Consider the following 25,486-nt stretch of genomic DNA (forward strand, 5'->3'; position numbering starts at 1 on the left):
TCACCCAATTCCGGGAATGAGACGGACGACGAGGTCGATGAGCCAGATACCGGCGAACGGCGTGATCACACCGCCGAGACCGTAGATCAGCAGGTTGCGGCCCAGCAGCGTCGACGCCGGCGACGGACGGTAGCGAACGCCTTTCAGCGACAACGGGGTCAGCGCGACGATCACCACGGCGTTGAAGATCACCGCCGACAGGATGGCCGATTCCGGGGTGGCCAGCCGCATGACGTTCAGCGTGTCCAGCTGCGGATAGATTCCGCTGAACAGGGCGGGGAGAATCGCGAAGTACTTGGCCAGGTCGTTGGCGAGCGAGAACGTGGTGAGCGCCCCGCGGGTGATGAGCAGTTGCTTGCCGATCTCCACCACCTCGATGAGCTTGGTGGGATCCGAATCGAGATCCACCATGTTCCCGGCTTCCTTCGCCGCGGACGTGCCGGTGTTCATCGCCACCCCGACATCCGCCTGGGCCAGCGCCGGGGCGTCGTTGGTGCCGTCCCCGGTCATCGCGACGAGCCGGCCGCCCTCCTGTTCTCTGCGGATCAGCGCGAGCTTGTCCTCGGGTGTCGCCTCGGCCATGAAGTCGTCGACACCGGCCTCGGCCGCGATGGCCTTCGCCGTCAACGGGTTGTCGCCGGTGATCATCACCGTGCGAATCCCCATGGCCCGCAGTTCCGCGAACCGCTCGGCGATGCCCGGTTTCACCACGTCCGACAGCGCGATCACGCCGAGGACGGTCGCTGCGTCTCCGTGAACGGTGGCGACCACCAACGGCGTTCCCCCGGTCTGCGCGATCTGGTTCACACTGTCGGTGACCGCGGGCGCCGACTGCCCGCCGAGCGCCTGCACCCACGTCAGCACGGCGTCGCTCGCGCCCTTGCGGATCCGGGCGCCGTCGATGTCGAGTCCGCTCATCCGGGTCTGCGCCGTGAACGGCACGAACTCCGCCGCTCTCTCCGCCTCGGACGGTGCCGGGTCCAACCCGAAGTCGCGGGCGCACAGGTCCACGATGCTGCGCCCCTCGGGCGTGCCGTCCGCGAGGCTGGACAACCGTGCGGCCGTGGCCAACTCGATCGCGGAAATACCCGGTGCGGGATGCAGGGCCGTGGCCTGCCGGTTGCCGAACGTGATGGTGCCGGTCTTGTCCATCAGCAGGGTGTCGATGTCGCCGGCGGCCTCCACCGCCCGCCCCGACATCGCCAGGACGTTCCGCTGCACCAGCCGGTCCATCCCGGCGATGCCGATGGCCGACAGCAGGGCCCCGATCGTGGTGGGGATCAGGCAGACCAGCAGCGCGATCAGCTTGATCGGATCCTGCTCCTGGCCCGCGTACAGGCCCATCGGGCCGATCGCGACGACGGCCAGCAGGAAGATGATCGTCAGCGACGCCAGCAGGATGTTCAGCGCGATCTCGTTCGGCGTCTTCTGCCGCGCCGCCCCCTCCACGAGGGCGATCATCCGGTCCACGAACGACTGTCCGGGGGCCGCGGTGATGCGCACGACGATCCGGTCGGACAGCACGGTCGTGCCACCGGTGACGGCACACCGGTCGCCACCGGATTCGCGGACTACGGGCGCCGATTCGCCGGTGATGGCTGACTCGTCCACGGTCGCAATTCCGTCGACGACGTCACCGTCGCCGGGTATCACCTCTCCCGCCTCGACGACCACCCGGTCGCCGACGGTGAGTTCGGTACCCGCCACCGACTCCACCCGGCCGCTCGCCGTGATCCGGTAAGCGACCGTGTCCTGCTTCACCTTCCGCAGGCTCGCCGCCTGCGCCTTGCCCCGCCCTTCCGCGACCGACTCGGCCAGATTCGCGAACAGAACCGTGAACCACAGCCAGGCGACGACGGCCCAGGAGAACACCGACGGGTCGGCGACGGCCATGACGGTGGTGACGACGGAGCCGACGAACACCACGAACATCACCGGGTTGCGGGCGAGGTCCCGGGGGTCGAGTTTGCGCAGGGCGCCCGGGAGCGCCGTCACCAGCTGGGCGGGGCTGAAGATTCCCGCCTTCACGGGCGCCGGGTCGTGGCCGGCCTCGGGCGTCGTCGCCGTCCCGGATTCCGGACGACTGGTCACGTTCACACTCACTGCAGAGCCTCCGCGATCGGTCCCAGCGCGAGGGCCGGGAAGAATGTCAACGCTGCGACGAGCACGACGGTGCCGGTGAGGAGCCCGGTGAACATCGGGCCCGCCGTCGGCAGGGTCCCGGCGCCTGCGGCCGTCTTCTTCTGCGACGCCAGGGATCCGGCGAGCGCGAGGACGAGGATGATCGGCAGGAACCGGCCGAGCAGCATGCACAGGCCGAGAGCGGTCTGGAACCAGTCGCTCGTCACCGTCAGCCCGCCGAACGCACTGCCGTTGTTGTTCGAGGCCGACGCGAACGCGTACAGCACTTCCGAGAACCCGTGGATGGATCCGGGGCTTCCGGGGTCGCCGCTGTTGCCCTGGTAGCCGGTGGTCGAGGACAGGATCACGGTGCTTCCGGTCCCGATCAGGACGAGCGCCGGCATCACCAGCACCGACAGGGCGGCGAGGGTGATCTCCCGCTGCCGCAGCTTCTTGCCCAGATATTCGGGTGTGCGGCCGACGAGGAGTCCGCCGACGAAGACGGCGATCAGGGCGAGGACGAGAATTCCGTAGAGCCCCGTGCCGACACCGCCGGGCGCGATCTCGCCGAGCAGCATATTGAGCAGTACGGCTCCGCCGCCGAGCGGCGACAGGCTGTCGTGCGCCGAATTCACCGCGCCCGTGGACGTTCCGGTGGTGCTCACGGCGAACAGTGCCGTGCCGGGGACTCCGAAACGAACCTCCTTGCCCTCCATCATCGCGCCCGCGGCGGTGGCGGCGACGCCGCGCCGACCCGACTCCGCGGCCAGCGTGACCGCGAGGAGCGATCCCCACAGGATGCCCATCACGGCGAGCAGGGTCAGCCCCTGGCGGTGCCCGGACACCTCGCTCGCTCGGTCGTGAGGATCGCCGACCATGGTGCCGAACGTGCGGGTGAGGGAGACCGGGATCAGCAGGATCGCGAGGATCTCGACGATGTTGCTGATCGGCGTCGGGTTCTCGAACGGGTGCGCCGAATTGGCGGCGAGAATCCCGCCGCCGTTGGTGCCGAGTTCCTTGATCGCTTCCTGCGAGGCGACGGGTGCGAGTGCATTGGTGACGGAGTTGCCGTCCAGACCGGTGGACGCGAAGCCCGGGTGGAAGGACTGGATCACGCCCTGGCTCAGCAGGATCAGCGCGATCACGAAGGAGAACGGCAGCAGAATACGCAGGCTGCCCCGGGTGAGGTCCACCCAGAAGTTGCCGATCTCACCGCCGCGCGACACCCGGACGAACCCGCGGATCAGCGCCACCGCGACGGCCATGCCCACCGCTGCGGACACGAAGTTCTGCACGGCGAGCCCGACCGGCTGGGTCAGGTTGCTCATCGTGGTCTCGGGCGCATACGACTGCCAGTTGGTGTTCGTCACGAACGCCACGGCCGTGTTGAACGCCACCGCGGGACTGACCCCGGAGAGATCCCCGGACAGCGGCAGCACGCCCTGGATGCGCTGCAGGGCGTAGAGGAACAGCACACTCGCCGCGGAGAATCCCAGCACGCTGCCCGCGTAGCCGTACCAGGTCTGCTCGGTGTGGGGGTTGATGCGGCACAGGCGGTACAGGACGGATTCGACCCGCAGGTGACGGCGTGATTCGTACACGCGCGCCATGTAGTCGCCCACCGGCACATATGCGACCGCGAGTACCGCGAGGACGAAGGCGACCTGCAGTCCGGCCGCCAGGGCAGGCGTCATCAGAACCGCTCCGGGTCGATGAGCGCGATCAGGAGGTACACGACGAGCGCGGCGGCAATCGCGACGAGCGCGACGGCGAGTGTTCCGGCGCCCGTCATTTCACGCGTCCGGTCTGCAGGGCACGGAGAACGAGCGCGCAACAGGCGAATCCGCCGAGGACGAGCGCGACGTAGGCCACATCGGCCATGTGAGGATCCCTCTTCGTACTGATCCTGCGGTTCAGCGCAGGCATGACACCCCACGGTTGTGGGGTGTCATGCCAGCATCACGCCGGATCTCGGCGAAAGAGGCGGCGCTGACGAAGCGCTTACGGGACTCCTCCGGCTCTTGACGCTTTCCTTACGCGGTCCGGGTCAGCCGCGTCACGGACGCGGGTACGGGTGTCCCGCTCGTCACCCACGGCGCCGGGACGGGCGCGCCGGCGACCGACCGAACCGGGACCACGCCGGCCCAGGCGCTGCTGGTTTCGGCCGGTTCGCCCGGTGGTGCGTCCCGCACCTTGACGGTCCACTGGCCCGGCGTGATCGGGAGGGCGAGGGCCAGTGTCGCGGCGAGTTCCTTGCGCCGGTGCCCCCGGACCTCCGTGCTGCGGCCGGGGATCAGCACGTCCGACAGTGCGTTCAGTGCGTCGGCGGATTCGTCTTCGCCGAGAGTGACGAGGTTGCCCCGCACCACCGCCGAACGGTAGTTGGCAGACGAGTCGAACAGGGTGTCCGCGACGACGATTCCGTCGAGCATCGCGACGCACAGCGCCGCGGGTGCACCTGCCGCCACCTGCCGCAGCGCGCCGGCTCCGGTGGAGCCGTGCAGCAGGATCCTGTCGCCGTCGCGGGCGTACAGCATCGGCACGGCCCACGGCAGCCCGTCGACGACGGTGGCGAGGGTGCCCATCGGCGCGGCGTCGAGGACGGCGTCGAGTTGCGCGCGTTCGGTGCGGGCACGGTCCGGGTATCTCATGATCTTGTCCACGAGACCATCCTCACCCCTATGTGGATCAGCTTCCAGATCCACAATCATCATTATCGACAGACCAGTATTGTGGGGACCATGCCCCGGATCAGCCCCGAACTGCACCTGACGTTGCGGCTCCCCGACACCGACGCGCCGCTGCGGCACCGCATCGCGGAGTCGATCCTCGACGAGATCCGCGTGGGTCGCCTGCGACCCGGCGACCCACTGCCCTCCTCGCGGGCGCTGGCCGCACACCTGACGGTCGCGCGGGCGTCGGTGGTCGACGCCTACGACGAACTCTGCTCGTCCGGATACGCGAACGCCCGCGCCGGTTCCGGCACCCGGATCGCACCGGGCGCCGATGTCGCGGCCCGCGCGCACGTCGCCTCGCACACGGTCACCCGAACGTCGGATCGGGCCTTCGCCGCCGCTCCCGGGACACCGGCGGCGCGGTGGGATCTCACTCCGGGCCACCCCGATCCCGCCCTGATCTCCACTGTCGACTGGCGCCGGGCGTGGCGGACGGCCGCCGCCGCGGCCGTGACCTCGGACGTCCCGGGCCCCGGCGCGCACCCGGAGTTGCGACGGTCCCTCGCGGTACATCTACGCCGCACCCGGGGGATCGCGGCGCGCCCCGACGAACTGGTGATCGTTCCCGGAGTCGCCGCTGCGCTCCGCACCCTCGTGGCCGCAGCAGAACTCGGCGGCCGGGACGTGGTGTTCGAGGAGCCCGGCTACAGCCGGGCCCGCACCGTCCTCGACGATTCGGGGGTGCGGACGCGCAGCGTGTCCGTGGACGGCGACGGCCTCGACCCCGCCCTGCTGCGCGCCACCGACGCCGCGGCCTATTGCACGCCCGCCCATCAGTACCCGATGGGGGCCCGGATGCCGGTGGGCCGCAGGGCGCGGCTCGTGGCCGACGCCGCGGCCTCCGGAACGGTGATCATCGAGGACGACTACGACGGCGAGTTCCGCTACGACGTGTCGGCGCTGCCCGCCCTGCGCAGCATCGACCGCGGGCCGGAATGCGTGGCGTACGTGGGCACGGCGTCGAAGATCCTCACTCCCTCGATCCGGGTGGCGTGGGTGATCGCGCCTCCGGCGCTCCGGCAGGGACTCGTCCGGGCCCTCGACGCGAGTGGTGAGGCGTGCTGCGCGACCACTGCCCTCGCGCTGGCGCATTTCATCGACTCCGGTGCGCTGTCACGGCACCTCGCCCGCGCCTCCCGCACCTACTCGGCCCGCCGGGCGGCCTTCGTCACCGCACTGCAGCAGCAATTGTCCGCGGTCGACACGGACGGTGCCGGGCTGGCCGGCATCGAGGCCGGCCTCCACGTCGTCCTGACGCTGCCCGATTCCGTCGACGACGTCGCCGTGTCGGCTGAGCTGCAGGACCACGGTGTGACGGTCCCGAGCCTCGCCGATTACCGCACCACAGCGGGGGGCCCGCGGGGGCTGGTCTGCGGGTACGCCCGACTCCCCGAGTCGCAGGCTCGCGGGGCGGCCGAGGCGATCGGGAGGGTGGTCCGGCGACATCTCGGCTGATACTGTTCGTTCGAACGAACAGTAACGGGGAGGGGCGACATGAGCGCGGGACAATTGGACGATCGACGGCAGCGCGACAACGACGGGGATCGGTCCCCGGGACTCGTCGAGCAGGCGCAGGCGCTGGCCTCGGGCGCCACCACCTCGGTCGCGGCTACCCGCGCCGCCCTCGACCGCATCGATGCGAGCCAGCCGACGCTCAACGCGTTCAAGGTGATCCGCCGGAACAAGGCACTGGCCGAAGCCGCCGAGGCCGACCGCCGGATCGCCGCCGGTGAGCGCATGCCGCTGCTCGGGGTCCCGATCGCCGTGAAAGACGACGTCGACGTGGCCGGGGAGCCGACCGCCTTCGGGTGCCCGGGCGACTTCCCGCCCGCGGCGCGGGACTCCGAGCTGGTGCGACGCCTGCGTGCCGCCGGCGCCGTCGTCGTGGGCAAGACCAACAGTCCGGAGCTGGGACAGTGGCCGCTGACCGGCGGTCCCGCCTTCGGGTACACCCGCAATCCCTGGAACGGTGACCACACCCCCGGAGGGTCGTCCGGCGGCGCCGCGGCGGCCGTGTCCGCCGGTGTGGTGTCCGCGGCGATCGGTTCGGACGGCGCCGGGTCCATCCGCATCCCGGCCGCCTGGACCAACCTCGTCGGGATCAAGCCTCAGCGCGGCCGAATCTCCACCTGGCCGGCAGCCGAGGCGTTCTACGGCCTCACCGTCAACGGCCCGCTGGCCCGGACGGTCGCCGACGCGGCCCTGCTCCTCGACGTCGCGTCGGGACCGCACGAGGGCGACCTGCACACGCCCGCACCGGTCACCGTCAGCGACGCCGTCGGCCGCGACCTCGGACCGCTGCGCATCGCACTGTCTCTGCGCATCCCGTTCACCGCGACCCCCACGACGCTGCATCCCGAGGTCCGCCAGGGCGTCGCACGGATCGCCGAGGCGCTGCGCAAGCTCGGGCATCGCGTCGTGGTGGACGACCCCGACTACGGAATCATGTTCGGGCTCGGTTTCCTCCCGCGGTCGATGGTCGGTATCGACGACTGGATGCGGAAGGTCCCGGACCCGTCACTCGTCGACCCCCGCACGAAGGGCAACGCCCGGACCGGCCGACTGTTGCGCGGGGCACCGCTACGTGCCGCCCGCGCCGCCGAGCCGAGGATGCAGCGACGGGTCGGAGCGATCTTCGACAAGTACGACCTCGTCCTCGCCCCGACCACCGCGACTCCCCCACCGAGGGTCGACGGGATCGACGGCATCAGCTCGTGGGCCACCGACAAGGTGATCACCGCGGTCTGCCCGTACGCGTGGCCGTGGAATGTGCTGGGCTGGCCCAGCGTGAACGTGCCGGCCGGGTTCACGTCCGGTAACCTGCCGACCGGAGCCCAGTTGATGGGACACGACGGTGCCGAGCCACTGTTGGTGTCGGTCGCGGCCCAGCTCGAGTCGGTGCTGCGGTGGGACCTGGAACGTCCCGAGGAATGGTGGTGACCGGTGGCTTCGACGGACGTTCGAGACCGCATCCTCGCGGCGGCGCTGCACATCGTCGGCACGGAAGGCATTCCCGGCGTGACCAATCGGCGGATCGCCGCGCAGGCCGGCGTGTCGCTCGGCTCCATCACGTACCACTTCCCCACGCAGACGGACCTGTTGCGCGCCGCGTTGTCCGGGTTCGTGACGGAGGAGACGCAGCGCCTGTGGGAGCTGGCGGAGGGGTACCGGGACAAGGGGCTGAGCCTCGAGGACGCCGCCGCGCTCACCGGGAAGGTCGCGAAGGACCTGGCGTTCTCCGCCGATCGGATCGCCCCGTTCGAGCTGTACATCCAGGCGGGACGCGACCACGAGCTGCGTCAGGCCGCGGCCGAATGTTTCGCCGCGTACGACGATTTGACGGTGACGATCCTCACCGCCCTCGGCGTCCCGGACGCGGCGTCCGTCGCACCGACCATCGTCGCGACCATCGCCGGCCTGCAGCTCAGGAGACTCGCGACCGGAAGCGACGGCGATCACGACTTCGCGACGTCGGTGCTCCTTCTGCTCAGGGCCGCCGCCCCGTGAGTGGCTGACGAGCCTCTGGACTCGTTCACCACGCACGGGTGGCGCAGCCGCCTAGAACCCCAGGCGGCCCAGCTGTTTCGGGTCACGCTGCCAGTCCTTGGCCACCTTGACGTGCAGTTCGAGGAAGATCTTGGTGCCGAGCAGCTTCTCGATCTGCAGCCGGGCCTTGGTCCCCACCTCGCGGAGGCGGGCGCCGCCCTTGCCGATCACGATGCCCTTCTGGGACGGGCGTTCGACGTAGAGCAGGGCGTGGACGTCGAGCAGTTCGCCCTGCTTCTCGGTGCGTCCCTCGCGGGGGATGATCTCTTCAATGACCACAGCCAGGGAGTGCGGCAGTTCGTCGCCGAGCCCCTCGAGTGCGGCCTCGCGGATGAGTTCGGCCATCAGCGTCTCTTCGGGCTCGTCGGTGAGCTCGCCGTCCGGGTAGAACGCCGGGCCCTCCTCCATCTTCGACGCGAGGACGTCGACGAGCACCTCCACCTGCTCACCGGAGGCGGCAGAGACGGGCACGACATCCGTCTCGGGACCGAGGAGCTTGGACACGGCCAGCAACTGCTGCCCGACCATGTCCTTGCTGACCTTGTCGATCTTCGTGACGATGCCGATGAGCGTGGTCTTCGGCGCGATCTGACGGACCTGCTGCACGATCCACCGGTCGCCGGGGCCGATCTTCTCGTCCGCCGGGATGCACAGGCAGATCACGTCGACCTCGGAGTAGGTGTCGCGCACGAGGTCGTTGAGGCGCTGGCCGAGGAGCGTCCGGGGGCGGTGCAGCCCGGGGGTGTCGACGAGGATCAACTGCGCGTGCTCGCGGTGCACGATGCCGCGAATCGTATGCCGGGTCGTCTGCGGACGCGAGGACGTGATCGCGATCTTGCTGCCCACCAACGCGTTGGTGAGCGTGGACTTGCCCGTGTTGGGCCGCCCGACGAAACAGACGAATCCGGAACGGAATTCGGGTTTACTCATGCTTCTCCTCGATCACGGATCCATCGGTTCGCGCGAAGACGATCGCCGCCTGCGCACTGAGTTCGTGTAGCGCGGCGATGCCGGGGTCGTCCGGGGCTGCGCCGATCAGGACAGCCGCTTCGAACCCTTCGGCGCCACTCGACACCGCCGCGGCGACGGCCGCCTGCAGAGCTGTCAGCGACAACGCCGCCAAGGTGACGGCGCCTGCGGCGTAGGTGCGGCCGTCGAGGTCACGGACGGCAGCGCCCTGCCCGCTTCCGCTGCGGCCCAAGGCTCCCCGCGCAAGCACGATCAGCTTGGCGTCCTCGGTATCGAGTTCAGGCATCGTCGCTCTCCCGTTCGCGGTCGTCGTCGTGATCGTCTTCCGAGATGGGGGCGCGTTGCACGAAGACCGTGCTGATCCGCACCCGGCCCCGCACGTCGGGCGAGCCCTCGCCGCGCAGGATCAGCCCCTCCGACACGACCTCGGAGCCGGGAAGGGGCACCCTACCGAGTTCGTATCCGATCAACCCGCCGACGGTCTCCACCTCATCGTTTTCGAGTTCGAGTCCGAACAGTTCGCCGAGATCCTCGATGGGCAACCGCGCCGACACCCGGTACATACCGTCACCGAGGTCCTCGATCGGCGGTGTCTCGTCCTGGTCGTACTCGTCGGCGATCTCCCCGACGATTTCCTCGATGACGTCTTCGATGGTGACGAGCCCGGCGACTCCGCCGTATTCGTCCACCAGCACCGCCATGTGGTTGCGGTCACGCTGCATTTCGGCGAGCAGGCTGTCCAGTGGTTTGGAATCCGGCACGAACACGGCCGGGCGCATCACGTCGCGGACGCGGACACTGCGCCCACCGTCACGCGAGTGGTACGTCTGCTGGACCAGGTCTTTGAGGTAGACCACCCCGAGGACGTCATCGACGTTGTCGCCGATCACCGGGATCCGTGAGTGACCGCTGCGGACGGCGAGGGACGTCGCCTGTCCGGCGCTCTTGTCGCTCTCGATCCACACCATCTCGGTGCGCGGGACCATCACCTCGCGGGCCGAGGTGTCGCCGAGTTCGAACACCGACTGAATCATGCGCCGCTCCTCGTCGGCCACCACGCCACGCTCCTGCGCCATGTCGACGAGTTCCCGAAGCTCGATCTCGGAAGCGAAGGGGCCGTTGCGGAAACCACGGCCCGGCGTGATCGCGTTACCGATGAGGATCAAAAGGCGACTGATCGGGCCGAGGAGGGTACCGATGACCTGCAGGGGGAACGACGCGATGAGCGCTATCGAGTAGGCGTGCTGACGGCCGAGTGTGCGCGGACCGACGCCGATCACCACATAGTCGACGAGCACCATGACGATGGCGGTGACCGTGAGCGCCCACACCGGTTCGAGGAGGTCGATCAACCCGCCGACGAGCACCACCGTGGCGGTGATTTCGCACAGGATGCGAAGCAGCACCATGAGATTCACGTAGCGCGGGCGATCCGACAGGATGCGGAGGACCCGGTGGGCGCCGGCCCGATCCTCCTTGGCCATCTCCTCGACGCGCGCCGACGAGATGGTGTTGAGAGCGGAGTCGACGGCGGCGAACACACCGCCGAGGGGGACGAGAACGATCGCGAGGACGATCAGCGCGATGGCGCTAGTCACAAAGAACCCTTCACGTCGCGGTTACTGATCCGGCGAGTCGAAGAACCCGGCCTTGCCGAGCAACTTCTGATCGCGGGCAGCGAGTGCCGCGTCCCGTTCGGCGCGGCGAAGGTCCTCGTACCACTCTTCGAGGAGCTGGTTCTGCAGCCCGAACATTTCTTTCTCTTCTTCGGGCTCCGCGTGGTCGTAGCCGAGAAGGTGCAGCACTCCGTGGACGGTGAGCAGAGCGAGTTCGTGGGCCAGCGGGTGACCGGCCTTGTCGGCCTGATCCGCTGCGAAGGACGGGCACAGCACGATGTCGCCGAGCATCGACGGTCCGGGGTCCGGCGCATCCGGCCGACCACCCGGCTCGAGCTCGTCCATCGGGAAGGACATCACGTCGGTGGGGCCCGGCAGGTCCATCCACCGCATGTGCAGGTCCGCCATGGTGGCCGAGTCCACGAGGACCATCGACAACTCGGCCGCGGGATGGACATCCATCCGTGCGATCACAAAGCGGGCAACGCTGATCAGCTCCTCTTCGGAGACGTCCATGCCCGATTCGTTCGAGACTTCGATGCTCATGTGTGTCGCTTCCTCCTGGTTCCGGCGACACTCACCCTACCGTCGCGGAGAACGCGAGTGCGCCGCTCTCCGCTGTGCGCGGTTTCCGAGCTCCACCTTGCCGTCGCGGTCCGCCTCGAAACGCTCGTAGGCGTCGACGATGTCGGATACCAGCCGGTGCCGGACCACGTCGCTGCTGTTCAGCTCGGCGAAGTGGATGTCGTCGATGTCGCCGAGGATCTCGCTGGCGGCCCGCAGGCCCGATCGCGCGCCTCCCGGCAGGTCCACCTGGGTGACGTCACCGGTGACGACCACTTTGGAACCGAAGCCCAGCCGGGTGAGGAACATCTTCATCTGCTCGGCGGTGGTGTTCTGTGCCTCGTCGAGAATGATGAAGGCGTCGTTCAGCGTGCGACCGCGCATGTACGCCAGGGGCGCGACCTCGATGATGCCCGACTGCATCAGCTTCGGGATTGCCTCGGGGTCCATCATGTCGTGCAGCGCGTCGTGCAGTGGCCGCAGGTAGGGGTCGATTTTCTCGTGCAGCGTGCCGGGCAGGAATCCGAGCCGCTCGCCCGCCTCGACCGCGGGGCGGGTGAGGATGATCCGCGACACCTGTTTGGTCTGCAGCGATTGCACGGCCTTCGCCATCGCCAGGTACGTCTTGCCCGTGCCGGCGGGGCCGACGCCGAAGACGATCGTGTTGGCGTCGATCGCGTCCACGTACCGCTTCTGATTGAGCGTCTTGGGTCTGATGGTCTTGCCGCGCCGCGACAGGATGTCGAGAGTGAGTACCTCGGCGGGGGACTCGCTCAACCCCTGAGTCAGCATCCCGACGGTACGCCGCACCGCATCGGGTGTTAGCGGCTGTCCCCGGCCCACGATGGCGGCGAGCTCGGTGATTACCCGCTCGGCCAGGGCAACGTCCCCGGGTTTCCCGGTGAGTGTGACCGCATTGCCGCGTACGTGGATGTCTGCATCCAGGACCCGCTCGAGAGCTCGCAGATTCTCGTCGGCAGAACCGAGGAGAGGCGGGACCGTTTCGGGTGGGAGATCGATACTCGAACGCACGGTGCGTTCCGCCGGGCGCGTGGCGCCGAACGTCTCGCCATTCTGGTCTTGTTCGCTCACGTGAGGTATATGGCCTACTTCCGGTTCCCGGCGATTCACGGCGGTCGCCGTGCTCTCCGCAGTCTATCGCTCGCAGGTCAGCGCGCCCACCCGATTACGCGACAACACCGGCGTGATCGGCGACAGCGGCGGGAAACGTCACCGGTCGGCCGGACCGGCCAACAGCGCATGCCGCGAGATCTTCCAACAGTCGGTCTCGGGATTCAGGAAGGCGTAGTGGTCTTCACCCTCGACGACATGCAGCGCGATCGGGTCACCGGCCGCCCGCGCGGCCTCGCTGTACCGCACACTCACCTTCGCAGGCACTTGCACGTCCTCCGTGCCGTGCACGCAGACGACCGGTATGCCGATCGGAATCCGGTGGTAAGGAGACGCCGAGCGGTAGCGCTCGGGATCATCGCCGAAGGGAACGCCGAGAAGGTCCTCGATGTACCCGATACGCCGCCCGCGCTCCCCCGCCGACGCCAGGTCGAGCGCCCCGGCCTGTGCCACCACCATGTCGGGCCGCACCGCGGTGTGCGATTGGCCTGCGAGCCACACGGCCAGCTGTCCCCCGGCCGAGTGCCCGACCACCCGAACGCGAGACAAGTCGAAGGCCACCGGCGACTGCTCGGCGACGGGACCGGCGATTGCCTCCAGCGCGGCGACGACGTCGACGGACATCTCGTCCCACGTCCCACCCGCACCCAACCTGCGGTACTCGATGTTCCAGACCGCGACTCCGTGCCGCGCCAGATCGACCGAGAAGCTCGTTCCCAGGTTGAGGTGGTACTTGCCGCTCCAGAACCCGCCGTGCACGACCATCACCACGGGGACGGGACCCTCGACCGGCTCCTCGGGGGCGTAGAAGTGCCCGAATTGCTGCGGTTCGGTGCCGTAGGCGATACGAATGCGGTCCACGGGCAGTCAGATTAATCGCCGACGAAGATGCAGCGTCAGGCGATGGGGGCGGCGCCCCAGCGGTCCGTGAGCACGCCGAGGGCCCCGAGGGCGACCGCGGCCGCCGTGGAGGTTCGCAAGACGTGCGGTCCCAGCAGTACGGGGACGGCGCCCGCCTCCGTCAACGAGGCGACCTCGTCGTCGGCGAGGCCGCCCTCGGGTCCGACGACGAGCACAATCTCTGCGGCCGAACGCAGTGGCAGTTCGGCGAGACCCTGTGTGGCCGCTTCGTGCAGGACCGCGACGACTCCGCCGCGGCCGACCACCTCACGCACGACGGCGAGCATTCCGGCGGTGCGGTGCAGCTCCGACACCTCGGGCACGATCGCCCGCCGCGACTGCTTGGCGGCGGCCAGTGCAGCGCTACGCCAGCGGGCGACGCCCTTCGCCACCTTGGGACCCTCCCACTTGGCCACGCACCGCGACGACTGCCAGGGAATGATCGCATCGACACCGGCCTCGGTGGCGAGTTCGACGGCCAGCTCCGAGCGGTCCGCCTTCGGCAGTGCCTGGATCACCGTGACCGTGGGCGACGCTGCAGATACCTGACGACGCTCGTGGACGGTGAGTTCGAGCCGGTCCTTTCCGGCTGCGGTGACTTCGGTGTCAGCGAGGCCGCCGCGCCCGTCGGCGAGGACGATCCGCTCACCGACACCGATTCGGCGCACAGTGGCCGCGTGCCTGCCCTCGGGGCCGTCGAGCACCGCGGTCTGCCCGACCTCGGGCAGGGGGTCGAGGAAGAAGACGGTGGCCGCCACCGTCAGCGGCCGCTGAATGCTTCGCGCAGGCGGGAGAACAGCCCACCGCTGTGTTGCGACTGGGTGGAGACGACCTCGGCGACGTCCCGGTCACGCAGATCGCGCAGCTCGCGGAGAAGCTTGGCTTCCTTGTGGTCGAGGCGCGAGGGGACGACGACCTCGAGGTGCGCGTGCACGTCGCCGCGTACACCGGAGCGCAGCTTCGGCATGCCGTGTCCGCGCAGGACCGTCACCGACCCGGGCTGGGTGCCGGGTTCGATGACGATGTCCTTGGGGCCGTCGATGATGGTGTCGATGGTGACCGTGGTTCCGAGCGCGGCGTCGACCATCGGCACCCGGACGGTGCAGTGCAGATCTTCGCCGTCGCGGACGAATACTTCGTGTGCCTGCTCGACGACCTCGACGTACAGGTCACCGGCCGGACCACCGCCGGGGCCGACCTCGCCCTGCGCGGCGAGCCGGATCCGCATACCTCCGGCGACGCCGGCAGGGACCTTGACGGTGATGTCGCGGCGGGCGCGCACGCGGCCGTCGCCGCCGCACTTGTGGCAGGGATCCGGAATGGTTTCGCCCGCGCCGCGGCACGTCGGACACGGACGGGAGGTCATCACCTGACCGAGGAACGAACGCTGGACCGACTGCACTTCACCGGCACCGCCACACGTCTCACAGCGCACGGGCTTGGAGTTTCCGTTGGTGCCGGAGCCGGTGCAGCTGTCGCACAGGATCGCCGTCTCGACCGCGACCTGCTTGCTCACGCCGGTCGCGCATTCGGCCAGCGTCAGACGGGTGCGCAGGAGGGAGTCCGCTCCGGGTTGCACCCGGCCGCGGGGACCGCGTCCCGCGCCACCTCCGCCACCGAAGAACGCTTCGAACACGTCGCCGAGGCCGCCACCGAAACCGCCACCGAAGCCGGCACCCGCACCACCACCGGAGGACAGCGGGTCGCCACCGAGATCGACGATGCGCCGCTTCTCCGGGTCGGACAGCACCTCGTAGGCCGTCGAGATCTCCCGGAACCGAGCCTGCGCCGACTCGTCGGGGTTCACGTCGGGATGCAGTTCCCTCGCAAGCTTGCGGTAGGCGCGCTTGAGCTCCTGGTCGGTCGCCTTCTGGTCGACGCCGAGCGTTGCGTAGTAATCCCGTGCCACGTTGAGTCTCTCGTCCTTCTCTACTTCGTCATCTCGCTATTGATCCGTCTTCGCGTCCCCGGCTCCCGTCGAGCTCATGGGTCCGGCGGTTACCGCTCGGCGAGTACCTGGCCGATGTATCTGGCAACGGCTGCCACCGACGCGATTGTTCCCGGATAGTCCATTCGGGTGGGTCCGAGCACTCCCATGCCGCCGAGCACGGTGCCGGCGGCGCCGTAGCCGGTGGAAATGACCGAGGTGCCGCGCATCTGCTCCACCTGTGTTTCTTCGCCGATCCGCACGGTGACGGTGCCGGCATCCTGGGTGGCGGCCAGCAGTTTCAGGACCACCACCTGCTCCTCGAGCGCCTCGAGGACGGCCCGCAACGAACCGGGCAGCCCGCTGATACCGGTGAAATCGGCGGCATTGCGGGTGAGGTTCGCCGTGCCGCCGAGCACCAGCCGCTCCTCGGGGTGTTCGACGAGCGTTTCCACGAGCACGGTGGCCGAACGGACCACCGCGTCGCGGAGGTCTTCGGGAGCCTCTTCGGCGAGTTCCGACACGGCGATCGACGCCGCCGCCAGCCGCTTGCCTTCGAGAGCGCCGCCGAGGAGCCTGCGCAGTCGTGCGAGGTCTTCGTCGTCGAGGACGTCACCGAGTTCGACGATGCGTTGATCGACGCGGCCGGAGTCGGTGATCAACACCAGCAGCAGCCGGGCGGGTGTCAAGGCGACCACCTCGAGATGACGAACGCTCGACGCCGAAAGTGTGGGATATTGCACAACCGCGACCTGCCGCGTCAGTTGCGCGAGGAGCCGCACGCCCCGCCGGAGCACGTCGTCCAGGTCGACACCCGACTCGAGGAATTCCAGGATGGCGCGCCGTTCCGCGGTCGACAGTGGCTTCACTTCGGCGATGCGGTCCACAAACTGCCGGTAACCCTTGTCCGTGGGCACGCGACCGGAACTCGTGTGCGGCTGGGCGATGTATCCCTCGTTCTCGAGGAAGGCCATGTCATTGCGCACGGTGGCGCTGGAAACCCCCAGGTTGTGCCGCTCGACCAGCGCTTTGGACCCCACGGGCTCCTGTGTGGAGACGTAGTCGGCGACGATCGCGCGTAGAACCTCGAAACGTCTGTCGTCAGTACTCGACACCGCCATCCACCTCCAGTTCTCGATCATCACGAATACGGCCCTCACCGAACCGGGTTCGGTGAGGCCCTCACGTCCCCTGAGCTCCGTGCGTAGGCACGTGCATCGCGGCTCGATCCAGTCTAATCGTCCGGACGCCCGCACCCGCCGAGGCCTTACTGTGGTGACCGGAAGTCGCGCATCGGTGACCAGCTGGATATTCGGGCGTCGATGAGCGCACGGCACGACTACGGGCGGATGACGAGGCGATGATTTTCAAAGGTGTCATGGACGGCAAGCCCTACCCGGACCACGGTTTGTCGCTGCGCGACTGGTCCAAGATCCCGCCGCGGCAGGTTCGACTCGACGAAATCGTCACCACGACCAAGGTTCTGGAACTCGACCGGCTGCTGTCCGAGGATTCGACGTTCTACGGCGACCTCTTTCCGCACGCCGTGCAGTGGCATGGGGTGCTGTACCTCGAGGACGGACTACACCGGGCGGTGCGGTCGGCCCTGCGAAACCGGGTGGTGCTGCACGCGCGGGTGTTCGACTACGACGAGATGCCCGGCATCGTGACCGCCTGATCGTGGTCCGGCTACCGGAGAACGGTCCTGACAACGGCATCGGCGAGGAGCCGTCCCCGATCGGTCAGCACCAGGTGATCGCCGTCTCGCAGCAGAAGCCCGTCCTTCACTACCGCATCGGCGGAGCGGCGTTCCCCGGCGTCGAGCTCGGCTACCGGCAGGCCCGTCCGCAACCGTGCGGTCAGCATCACCCGTTCGAGGTGGCGATCGTCGTCGGTGAGGTGTTCACTTCCGCCGACCGGTAGCGATCCGGCCGCGAGCTGCTCGGCATAGCGGGCCGGGTGTTTGACATTCCACCAGCGCACGCCCCCGACGTGACTGTGGGCGCCCGGGCCGGCTCCCCACCAGTCACCACCGTCCCAGTACCCGAGGTTGTGCCGGCATTCCGCTCCGCTCACAGCCCAGTTCGACACCTCGTACCAGGTCAGGCCGGCGTCGGCGAGGCGGGCGTCGATCCGTTCGTAGCGCGATGCCAGCACGTCGTCGTCCGGTGCCGGCAGTTCACCGCGACGGACTTTCCTGGCCAGCGCGGTACCGTCCTCGACGATCAGCGCATAGGCCGAGACGTGGTCGACCCCCGCCGAGAGCACCGCATCCAGCGAGAGGTCGAGGTCCTCGTCGCGTTCGCCCGGTGTGCCGTAGATGAGGTCGAGGTTGACGTGCTCGAACCCGGCGGCCCGCGCTTCGAGGGCGGCGGCGACCGCCCGACCGGGAGTGTGCGTCCGATCGAGCACTTTCAGGACGTGCTGGGCCGCGGACTGCATGCCCAGCGAGACACGGGTGTATCCGCCTGCGCGGAGCCGGTCGAAGAACGCCGGCGATGTCGACTCGGGGTTCGATTCCGTCGTGACCTCGGCGCCATCGGCCAGCCCGAAGCTCGCGCGGACGGCGCCGAGGACGTCGGCCAGACCGTCACCGCCCAGCAGTGAAGGGGTACCGCCGCCGACGAACACCGTGTCGACGGCCGGCGCCCCGGTCAGCTCCGCTGCCGCGTCGAGTTCGCGGCGCAATCCCTCCATCCACGACTGCGGGGACGCAGAGGTGCCGAGTTCACCGGCCGTGTAGGTGTTGAAATCGCAGTAACCGCAGCGTGTGGCGCAGAACGGAACGTGGATGTAGATGCCGAACGGACGACTCCCCACGCCGGAGAGAGACCGTTCCGGCAGCACGAATGGGCCCGCCTCGCGCAGACTGCCGGGGGTCGTACTGGTTCCGCTCACTCCTCCAGTGTCCACGGTGTTGCGTTGCGGCGATTCCACGGGACGTGGCCACCGCCCGACCGACCGGAAGAAATGCACCCAAGCGTGATATTTCCCGCAAAAATGGTGGAAATCGGTCCCCGGCTCGGAGTCAGCGATCTGACGTGGCACAATGGACCGCATGACCGGACCCGGAGTGCGACTGGTGGCACGTCGCCACGTCGATCTCAAGCGTGTCTGCAGCTGTTGTTGTCTGCCCTGCTGCGCGCAGTAAACCAGCCTGTCAGCCCGTTCATCATTCTTCTCGACTTCCGGCCGGATTCGTACGCCCCGAGCGAGGAACAGCGTTCCTCCTCGGCCTCAGCCGGTGCACCGTGAGACACAGGAGTGCTCCATGACGTCGACCACCGACGCCTCCCCCGCTGCCACCGACGCAGCTCCCGCGCCCACTCGCACCCGCACGGCGAAGCCGACCCGCCGACGGGCCGAGGGACAGTGGGCCCTCGGCTACCGCGAGCCGCTCAACGCCAACGAGCAGGCGAAGAAGGACGACAACCCGCTCAACGTCCGAGCGCGCATCGAGAACATCTACTCGAAGCAAGGTTTCGACAGCATCGACAAGAGCGACCTGCGTGGCCGCATGCGCTGGTGGGGTCTTTACACCCAGCGCGAGCAGGGTTACGACGGCACCTTCACCGGTGACGAGAACATCGACCTGCTCGAGGCCCGGTACTTCATGATGCGGGTGCGGTGCGACGCCGGCGCACTCAACGTCGAACAGCTCCGCACCATCGCCGGTATCTCCACGGAGTTCGCTCGCGACACTGCCGACCTCTCGGACCGCGAGAACGTCCAGTACCACTGGATCGAGGTCGAGAACGTCCCGGAGATCTGGAAGCGCCTCGAAGGTGTCGGTCTCAAGACCACCGAAGCGTGCGGCGACTGCCCGCGCGTGGTGCTGGGTTCGCCCCTCGCCGGTGAGTCGCTGACCGAGGTCCTCGATCCGACGCCCGCGATCGACGAGATCGTCCGCCGCTACATCGGCAAGCCCGAGTACTCCAACCTGCCGCGCAAGTTCAAGACCGCCATCTCGGGTCAGCAGGACGTGGTCCACGAGATCAACGATGTCGCGTTCATCGGTGTCAACCATCCGGAGCACGGTCCCGGCCTCGACCTCTGGGTCGGCGGCGGACTGTCCACCAACCCCATGCTCGCGCAGCGCGTCGGCGTGTGGGTGCCGCTCGACGAGGTCGCCGACGTCTGGGAAGCCGTCGTCTCGATCTTCCGTGACTACGGCTACCGCCGGCTGCGCGCCAAGGCCCGCCTCAAGTTCCTCGTGAAGGACTGGGGTATCGAGAAGTTCCGTGAGGTACTCGAGACCGAGTACCTGAAGCGCAAGCTGATCGACGGCCCGGCGCCGGAGAAGCCGCTGCGTCCCATCGATCACGTCGGCGTGCAGAAGACCCGCAACGGCCTCAATGCCGTCGGCGTCGCGCCCATCGCCGGCCGTGTGTCGGGCACTATTCTCGCGAAGGTCGCCGACGCTGCCGAACGCGCCGGCAGCGACAAGATCCGCTTCACGCCCTACCAGAAGCTGATCATCCTCGACGTCGCCGACGACAAGCTCGACCAGCTGATCGCCGACCTGGACGAGGTGGGTCTGCCCGCTCGTCCGTCGCACTGGCGCAAGAACCTGATGGCCTGCTCGGGCATCGAGTTCTGCAAGCTGTCGTTCGCGGAGACGCGCAAGCGCTCGCAGGTGCTGGTTCCCGAACTCGAGCAGCGGCTGGCCGACATCAACGCGCAGCTCGATGTGCCGATCACGATCAACATCAACGGCTGCCCCAACTCGTGCGCCCGCTCCCAGGTCGCCGACATCGGATTCAAGGGAATGCTCGTCGACGACGGCGAAGGCAACCAGGTGGAGGGCTTCCAAGTCCACCTCGGCGGCAGCCTCGGTTTCGATGCAGCTTTCGGCCGGAAGCTCCGGCAGCACAAGGTCACCAGCACCGAACTCGGTGACTACATCGATCGCGTCGTCCGCCAGTTCGTGAAGCATCGCAACGAAGGTGAGCGCTTCGCGGAATGGGTCGTTCGAGCTGACGAAGGAGACTTACGATGAATCTCGCCACAGCCACACACGACGATCTCCGGCTCCTTGCCGAGCGCGGAGCAGCAAGCCTCGAAGGTGCCACCGCGCAGGAGCTGCTGCAGTGGACCGAAGAGACGTTCGGGGACGGTGCGAGCGACGCGACGGGCTATCGGAACAGCTACATCGTCGCGTCGAACATGCAGGACGGTGTTCTGGTCCACCTCGCCGCCCAGGTTCACCCCGGCGTGGACGTGTTGTTCCTCGACACCGGCTATCACTTCGCGGAGACCATCGGCACCCGCGACGCCGTGGAGCAGGTGTACGGGGTCAACATCATCAACGCCCGCGCCGAGGCCAGCGTGGCCGAGCAGGACGTGGCGGAGGGCAAGGATCTGTTCGCCCGTGAGCCCAACCGGTGCTGCGCACTACGCAAGGTCGCGCCGCTGAAGAAGACTCTCGCCGGTTACAAGGCCTGGGTCACCGGTATCCGGCGGGTCGAGGCCCCCACGCGGGCCAACGCGCCGCTGATCTCGTTCGACGAGGCGTTCGGTCTGGTGAAGATCAACCCGATCGCCGCGTGGTCCGACGAAGACATGCAGGCCTACATCGACGAGCACTCGATTCTCGTGAATCCGCTTGTCGACGAAGGTTATCCGTCCATCGGGTGCGCTCCGTGCACCAGCAAGCCAGCCCCCGGCAGCGATCCGCGCAGCGGCCGCTGGGCCGGTAAGGCCAAGACAGAATGCGGGTTGCACGCCTCATGAGCATCGATTTCTCCACCTCCGTTGCCGACACGGGCGTTCGCCCGCAGTTGAACGGCACTCAGTTCGACACACTCGACGCACTCGAGTCGGAAGCGATCCACATCTTCCGTGAGGTCGCCGGCGAGTTCGAACGCCCGGTCATCCTCTTCTCGGGTGGCAAGGACTCGACGGTGCTGCTGCATCTGGCCATCAAGGCGTTCTGGCCCGCACCGCTGCCCTTCGCCCTGCTGCACGTCGACACCGGCCACAACCTGCAGGAGGTGCTGGACTTCCGCGACCATGTGGTCTCGAAGTACAACCTGCGCCTGCACGTCGCGAAGGTCGAGGACTACCTGGCCGACGGTCGCCTCACCGAACGTCCCGACGGGATCCGCAACCCCCTTCAGACTGTGCCGTTGCTCGACGCGATTGCCGAGAACCGTTTCGACGCCGTCTTCGGTGGCGCTCGCCGCGACGAAGAACGCGCCCGGGCCAAGGAGCGCATCTTCTCGCTGCGCAACGCGTTCGGCCAGTGGGACCCGAAGAAGCAGCGCCCCGAACTGTGGAACCTGTACAACGGCAAACACTCCCCCGGTGAGCAGGTCCGCGTGTTCCCGCTCAGCAACTTCACGGAACTCGACATCTGGCGTTACATCGCCCGCGACAACGTCGAACTCGCCAGCATCTACTACGCCCACCAGCGTGCGGTGTACCAGCGCGACGGCATGTGGATGACCCCGGGCGTGTGGGGCGGTCCGACCGAAGGCGAGGAACTGCAGACCTTGTCGGTGCGATACCGCACTGTCGGTGATGGATCGACCACCGGCGCAGTCCTTTCCGACGCCGCCGACAACGAGGCGATCCTCGCCGAGGTCGCGGCATCCCGATTGACCGAGCGCGGCGCGACACGCGGCGACGACCGAGTTTCCGAAGCGGCCATGGAAGACCGCAAGCGAGAGGGCTACTTCTGATCATGAGCGACCTCCACGTGGGTAGCCCCCGAAGCACCCAGTTACTTCGGCTTGCCACCGCCGGCAGTGTGGACGACGGCAAGTCCACTCTCGTGGGCCGACTGTTGTACGACACGAAGTCGGTACTCGCCGACCAGATCGATGCCGTCACCCGGGCGTCGGTCGACAAGGGTCTGTCCACCCCCGACCTGTCGCTGCTGGTGGATGGTCTGCGCGCCGAACGCGAGCAGGGCATCACCATCGACGTCGCCTACCGGTACTTCGCCACCCCACGCCGGTCCTTCGTGCTGGCCGACACCCCCGGGCATGTGCAGTACACCCGCAACACCGTGTCGGGCGCGTCCACCGCGCAGCTGGTGATTCTGCTGGTCGACGCCCGTAAGGGTGTGATCTCGCAGACCCGTAAGCACGCTGCAGTTCTGGCTCTGCTCGGGGTTCCCAAGCTGGTGCTGGCGGTCAACAAGATCGACCTCGTCGAGGATCCGGCCAGTGTGTTCGCCGAGATCTCGGCCGAGTTCAACTCGCTCACCAGTTCACTCGGCTGGGCGTCCGAGGACGTCCTCGAGATCCCCGTGTCAGCACTGCACGGCGACAACGTCGCGGTCCGATCGGACAACACGCCGTACTACGACGGTCCCACCCTGATCGAGCACCTCGAGTCCGTGCCGGTGGACGCCGAACCGCACCGGGTCGGCCTCCGCTTCCCGGTCCAGTACGTGATCCGACCCCGCACCCCCGAATTCCCGGATTACCGCGGATACGCCGGGCAGGTCGCGGCAGGTGCGGTGGAGCCCGGGGACGAAGTGGTGATCCTGCCGTCCGGTGTGCGCACCACGGTGACCCGGATCGATACCGCGGACGGTGAACTCGACAGCGCACACGCAGGCCGAAGCGTCACCCTGGTTCTCGCCGACGACGTCGACGTCTCGCGTGGCGACGTCATCGCCTCGCCTGCAGATGCGCCGGAACCGCTCGGTGAGTTCGATGCCACCGTGTGCTGGTTGGCCGAGAAGCCGCTGCGTCCCGGGGCGCGCCTGCTCCTCAAGCACGGCACCCGCACCACCCAGGCTATCGTCGGCACCCTGGTCGAGCGTCTCAACGAGCAGGAACTCACCTCCGAGCCAAGCCCGGAGTCGTTGGAGCTCAACGAGATCGGGAAGATCTCGGTGCGTGTCGCCGAACCGATCGTCGCGGACGACTACACTGTGAACCGCCACACCGGCAGCTTCCTGCTGATCGACCCGGCCGGCGGCAACACGCTCGCCGCAGGCCTCGTCGGAGACGCCATCGCCTCGGTGGAGCTCGGCGAGCGCGTCTGAGTGCAGTGGCGCCGCTGATCGCTGTCGCACACGGCAGTCGCGACCCCCGCAGCGCGCGGGTGGTGGCGGCTGCCGTGTCGGCGCTGCGCGAGAGACGTCCGGACCTCGATGTCCGCCTGTGCTTCCTCGACCTCACTGCGCCGTCGGTCGATCAGGTGATCGATGCGGTGGCCGCGGAGGGTCATGACTCGGCGGTGGTCGTGCCGATGTTGCTGGGCGCTGCCTTCCACGCCCGGGTCGACCTACCCGCACTTCTCGATGCCGCCCGGCGACGGCACCCCCGGCTCGAGGTCCGTCAAGCCGACGTACTCGGGCATGATCCCCGGCTCCTCGACGCCGTCCGTGACCGGATCGTCGAGGCCGGCGGCTCCACCGACGAGTCCGGTCTCGGGGTGGTCCTCGCCGCGGTCGGCTCCTCGGACCCGGCAGCGAACGACCGAACCCGGAGGCTGGCCGACGCACTTCTCGCCGGCACCCGGTGGTCCGGCGCTGTCACCTGTTTCGCCACTTCAACCGAACCGACGGTGCAGCAGGCGATTGCGCATCTTCACGCGTCAGGCGCGTCACGCATCGTGATCGCGCCGTGGTTCCTCGCCCCCGGACTGCTCACCGACCGGCTGAGCCGTGCAGCCGAGTCCTGCGCAGGCGACATCACCTACTCCGCCACCATCGGACCGCACTCCCGGCTGCTCGACGTCATGCTCGATCGGTATGCGGACACGCGCACCGAGTCGCGGACGTGCACTGTCTTGTCCGCCTGAGCACCCGCCGGCCGGCACGAAAGCGGGTTCAACCCCTCGCGACACATTCATTCGCCTCTGGCGCACCGCCGTCGTTCTGGATCAAACTGAAACAGAGGCGAGGGAGTCCACCATGGCTACTGAGATCATCCGGCACGGAATCGTGGCGGGCATCGACGGATCGGACGGCTCAGTGGAGGCGGCGCAGTGGGCCGCCTCCGCAGCGGAGCGCTTCGAGGAGCCGCTGCGCCTGGTCCACGTGCTGCCCAAGCATCCCGAGTCACGCGGCCGGGCGCCCGCGGGGGAGCCCCGGCACGACTTCCGCGCCGAGGCAGAGGCGCTCCTCGCGGCAGCGGAACGCGCGTTGCGTGATGGTCGTGCTGACATGGAGATCGAGCGGAGCATCGTCGACGGACCCCCGGCACGCGTGTTGATCGATCTGTCCCGTACCGCGCGGATGATCGTCCTCGGGCCTGCGGCCACCAGTGAAATGAAATCGGTGTATGCCGGTTCCGACGTGGTGCGGGTGTCGAACCACGCCGAATGCCCGGTCGTTGTGTGGCGTGGGATCCAGGGCCACGAGGTCAGCGGCAATCGCCCGATCGTGGTGGGTGTGGACGGCAGTGAACTGAGCGACATGGCGGTGTCCCACGCCTTCGAATTCGCGTCCTTCTTCGGCGCCCCACTGGTCGCCGTGCACACCTGGGCGGAGCACTCCACGTTCGGGGCGTGGTACTCGGAGGCGCGGCGATTCATGGACTGGACCGACCTCGTTCAGCACGAGGAGGCCTGGCTCGCCGAGAGCCTTGCCGGATGGTGCGAGCAGTACCCCGACGTGGAGGTCACGCGGTGCCTCGAGCGGGGCGGGCCGATGAAAGTACTCCTCGAGTACTCGTTCGGGGCGCAGTTGATTGCCGTCGGCAGTCACGGGCGCAGCCCCTTCACCGCGTCGTTCATCGGCTCCACCAGTCAGAGCCTGATCCACCACGCACGGTGCCCGGTGCTGGTCTGCCGTAAAGGCTGAGCGGACGCAGGCAATTGCGATCAGGCTGATTAATATCGACGTAGTACAGAACCAATCTTGTGCCGGAATCCGGCGTCGCATCCAGCAATCCGAAATGCTCCTGAACTGCGTCTTTTTGGTTGACAGCAGTGTCACAACACACCATCCACAGCGTGCAGAAAAGGCAAGTGTTTTCATCACGCAAAATCAAATGCGCCACCGATTGCGACAC

The 25,486-nt window shown here is 68.0% G+C and carries 25 protein-coding genes; 11 read left to right on the top strand and 14 right to left on the bottom strand.

The genetic code is table 11. The features are described from left to right. From kdpB to JQT59_RS25890, 4 genes are all read right to left on the bottom strand, one after another. The gene (gene kdpB, locus JQT59_RS25875) at nt 1-2,103 is read right to left on the bottom strand and encodes a potassium-transporting ATPase subunit KdpB (protein WP_213572517.1); all 2,103 of its coding nucleotides are present in this window, start codon (nt 2,101-2,103) and stop codon (nt 1-3) included. Next, nucleotides 2,100-3,815 carry a potassium-transporting ATPase subunit KdpA gene (gene kdpA / locus JQT59_RS25880; protein WP_213572518.1) on the bottom strand — a complete coding sequence of 572 codons (1,716 nt, stop codon included), beginning with the start codon at nt 3,813-3,815 and terminating at the stop codon, nt 2,100-2,102. The genes kdpB and kdpA overlap by 4 nt, the downstream gene beginning before the upstream one ends. Further along, nucleotides 3,815-3,913 (bottom strand): K(+)-transporting ATPase subunit F, encoded by a 99-nt coding sequence (gene kdpF, locus JQT59_RS25885; RefSeq protein WP_105415108.1) that lies wholly within the window; start codon nt 3,911-3,913, stop codon nt 3,815-3,817. The genes kdpA and kdpF overlap by 1 nt, the downstream gene beginning before the upstream one ends. A 241-nt stretch (nt 3,914-4,154) precedes the next feature. Continuing rightward, nucleotides 4,155-4,784, bottom strand: a complete 630-nt coding sequence (locus JQT59_RS25890; protein ID WP_213572519.1) for a pyridoxamine 5'-phosphate oxidase family protein — start codon at nt 4,782-4,784, stop codon at nt 4,155-4,157. An 18-nt stretch (nt 4,785-4,802) separates the two neighbouring features. Here JQT59_RS25890 and pdxR point away from each other — a divergent pair, with 18 nt between their 5' ends. Genes pdxR through JQT59_RS25905 form a run of 3 tightly spaced genes read left to right on the top strand, consistent with a single transcriptional unit; the run spans nt 4,803 to nt 8,363 of the window. Further along, nucleotides 4,803-6,311: a MocR-like pyridoxine biosynthesis transcription factor PdxR gene (gene pdxR / locus JQT59_RS25895; protein WP_213572520.1), complete on the top strand. Its 1,509-nt coding sequence runs from the start codon at nt 4,803-4,805 to the stop codon at nt 6,309-6,311. A gap of 39 nt (nt 6,312-6,350) precedes the next feature. Continuing rightward, a complete protein-coding gene (locus tag JQT59_RS25900; RefSeq protein WP_213572521.1) occupies nt 6,351-7,796 on the top strand; it encodes an amidase in 1,446 nt (481 codons plus the stop codon). 3 nt (nt 7,797-7,799) lie between these two features. Further along, nucleotides 7,800-8,363, top strand: a complete 564-nt coding sequence (locus JQT59_RS25905) for a TetR/AcrR family transcriptional regulator (protein ID WP_213572522.1) — start codon at nt 7,800-7,802, stop codon at nt 8,361-8,363. A gap of 51 nt (nt 8,364-8,414) precedes the next feature. Here the strand turns inward: JQT59_RS25905 and era are convergent, their stop codons facing one another. The 9 genes from era to hrcA form a co-directional block, all read right to left on the bottom strand. Next, nucleotides 8,415-9,332, bottom strand: a complete 918-nt coding sequence (era, locus tag JQT59_RS25910) for a GTPase Era (RefSeq protein ID WP_213572523.1) — start codon at nt 9,330-9,332, stop codon at nt 8,415-8,417. After that, nucleotides 9,325-9,657, bottom strand: a complete 333-nt coding sequence (locus JQT59_RS25915) for a cytidine deaminase-like protein (protein ID WP_213572524.1) — start codon at nt 9,655-9,657, stop codon at nt 9,325-9,327. The genes era and JQT59_RS25915 overlap by 8 nt, the downstream gene beginning before the upstream one ends. Then, nucleotides 9,650-10,969: a hemolysin family protein gene (locus JQT59_RS25920; RefSeq protein ID WP_213572525.1), complete on the bottom strand. Its 1,320-nt coding sequence runs from the start codon at nt 10,967-10,969 to the stop codon at nt 9,650-9,652. Before JQT59_RS25920 ends, JQT59_RS25915 begins: the two co-directional genes overlap by 8 nt. A gap of 21 nt (nt 10,970-10,990) precedes the next feature. After that, on the bottom strand, nt 10,991-11,533 hold the full coding sequence (gene ybeY / locus JQT59_RS25925; RefSeq protein WP_109329011.1) for an rRNA maturation RNase YbeY: 543 nt from the start codon (nt 11,531-11,533) through the stop codon (nt 10,991-10,993). 36 nt (nt 11,534-11,569) lie between these two features. After that, nucleotides 11,570-12,643: a PhoH family protein gene (locus JQT59_RS25930; RefSeq protein WP_213572526.1), complete on the bottom strand. Its 1,074-nt coding sequence runs from the start codon at nt 12,641-12,643 to the stop codon at nt 11,570-11,572. 138 nt (nt 12,644-12,781) lie between these two features. Then, nucleotides 12,782-13,543 (bottom strand): alpha/beta hydrolase family protein, encoded by a 762-nt coding sequence (locus JQT59_RS25935; RefSeq protein ID WP_213572527.1) that lies wholly within the window; start codon nt 13,541-13,543, stop codon nt 12,782-12,784. A 35-nt stretch (nt 13,544-13,578) separates the two neighbouring features. Then, nucleotides 13,579-14,340, bottom strand: a complete 762-nt coding sequence (locus JQT59_RS25940; RefSeq protein ID WP_109329005.1) for a 16S rRNA (uracil(1498)-N(3))-methyltransferase — start codon at nt 14,338-14,340, stop codon at nt 13,579-13,581. A gap of 2 nt (nt 14,341-14,342) precedes the next feature. Beyond that, nucleotides 14,343-15,491, bottom strand: coding sequence for a molecular chaperone DnaJ (dnaJ, locus tag JQT59_RS25945; RefSeq protein ID WP_159921475.1), 1,149 nt, complete (start codon nt 15,489-15,491; stop codon nt 14,343-14,345). Between the two features lie 89 nt (nt 15,492-15,580). Next, on the bottom strand, nt 15,581-16,624 hold the full coding sequence (hrcA, locus tag JQT59_RS25950; RefSeq protein ID WP_109335011.1) for a heat-inducible transcriptional repressor HrcA: 1,044 nt from the start codon (nt 16,622-16,624) through the stop codon (nt 15,581-15,583). A 245-nt stretch (nt 16,625-16,869) separates the two neighbouring features. Here hrcA and JQT59_RS25955 point away from each other — a divergent pair, with 245 nt between their 5' ends. Continuing rightward, entirely contained in the window at nt 16,870-17,187 is a 318-nt protein-coding gene (locus tag JQT59_RS25955) for a type II toxin-antitoxin system VapB family antitoxin (RefSeq protein ID WP_005261240.1), read from the top strand. 11 nt (nt 17,188-17,198) lie between these two features. On the opposite strand, the gene hemW is transcribed toward JQT59_RS25955, so the two are convergent. Next, nucleotides 17,199-18,407, bottom strand: a complete 1,209-nt coding sequence (gene hemW / locus JQT59_RS25960) for a radical SAM family heme chaperone HemW (protein ID WP_213572528.1) — start codon at nt 18,405-18,407, stop codon at nt 17,199-17,201. A gap of 160 nt (nt 18,408-18,567) precedes the next feature. Between hemW and JQT59_RS38450 the strand changes: the two genes are divergently transcribed. From JQT59_RS38450 to JQT59_RS25990, 7 genes are all read left to right on the top strand, one after another. After that, entirely contained in the window at nt 18,568-18,660 is a 93-nt protein-coding gene (locus JQT59_RS38450; RefSeq protein ID WP_358274434.1) for an Ms4527A family Cys-rich leader peptide, read from the top strand. 120 nt (nt 18,661-18,780) lie between these two features. Continuing rightward, nucleotides 18,781-20,508, top strand: coding sequence for a nitrite/sulfite reductase (locus JQT59_RS25965; RefSeq protein ID WP_109329001.1), 1,728 nt, complete (start codon nt 18,781-18,783; stop codon nt 20,506-20,508). Beyond that, complete coding sequence (locus JQT59_RS25970; protein ID WP_213572529.1) at nt 20,505-21,242, top strand: phosphoadenylyl-sulfate reductase; 738 nt, start codon at nt 20,505-20,507, stop codon at nt 21,240-21,242. The genes JQT59_RS25965 and JQT59_RS25970 overlap by 4 nt, the downstream gene beginning before the upstream one ends. After that, a complete protein-coding gene (gene cysD / locus JQT59_RS25975) occupies nt 21,239-22,192 on the top strand; it encodes a sulfate adenylyltransferase subunit CysD (protein ID WP_109328997.1) in 954 nt (317 codons plus the stop codon). The genes JQT59_RS25970 and cysD overlap by 4 nt, the downstream gene beginning before the upstream one ends. 2 nt (nt 22,193-22,194) lie before the next feature. Next, the gene (locus tag JQT59_RS25980) at nt 22,195-23,511 is read left to right on the top strand and encodes a sulfate adenylyltransferase subunit 1 (RefSeq protein WP_213572530.1); all 1,317 of its coding nucleotides are present in this window, start codon (nt 22,195-22,197) and stop codon (nt 23,509-23,511) included. A 5-nt stretch (nt 23,512-23,516) separates the two neighbouring features. After that, nucleotides 23,517-24,272, top strand: coding sequence for a sirohydrochlorin chelatase (locus tag JQT59_RS25985; RefSeq protein WP_213572531.1), 756 nt, complete (start codon nt 23,517-23,519; stop codon nt 24,270-24,272). Between the two features lie 112 nt (nt 24,273-24,384). Beyond that, nucleotides 24,385-25,275, top strand: coding sequence for a universal stress protein (locus JQT59_RS25990; protein WP_213572532.1), 891 nt, complete (start codon nt 24,385-24,387; stop codon nt 25,273-25,275). Nucleotides 25,276-25,486 lie beyond the last annotated feature (211 nt).

This window comes from Rhodococcus sp. USK13 (genome assembly GCF_018343855.1).
GTDB classification, from domain to species: Bacteria; Actinomycetota; Actinomycetes; order Mycobacteriales; family Mycobacteriaceae; genus Rhodococcus_F; species Rhodococcus_F oxybenzonivorans.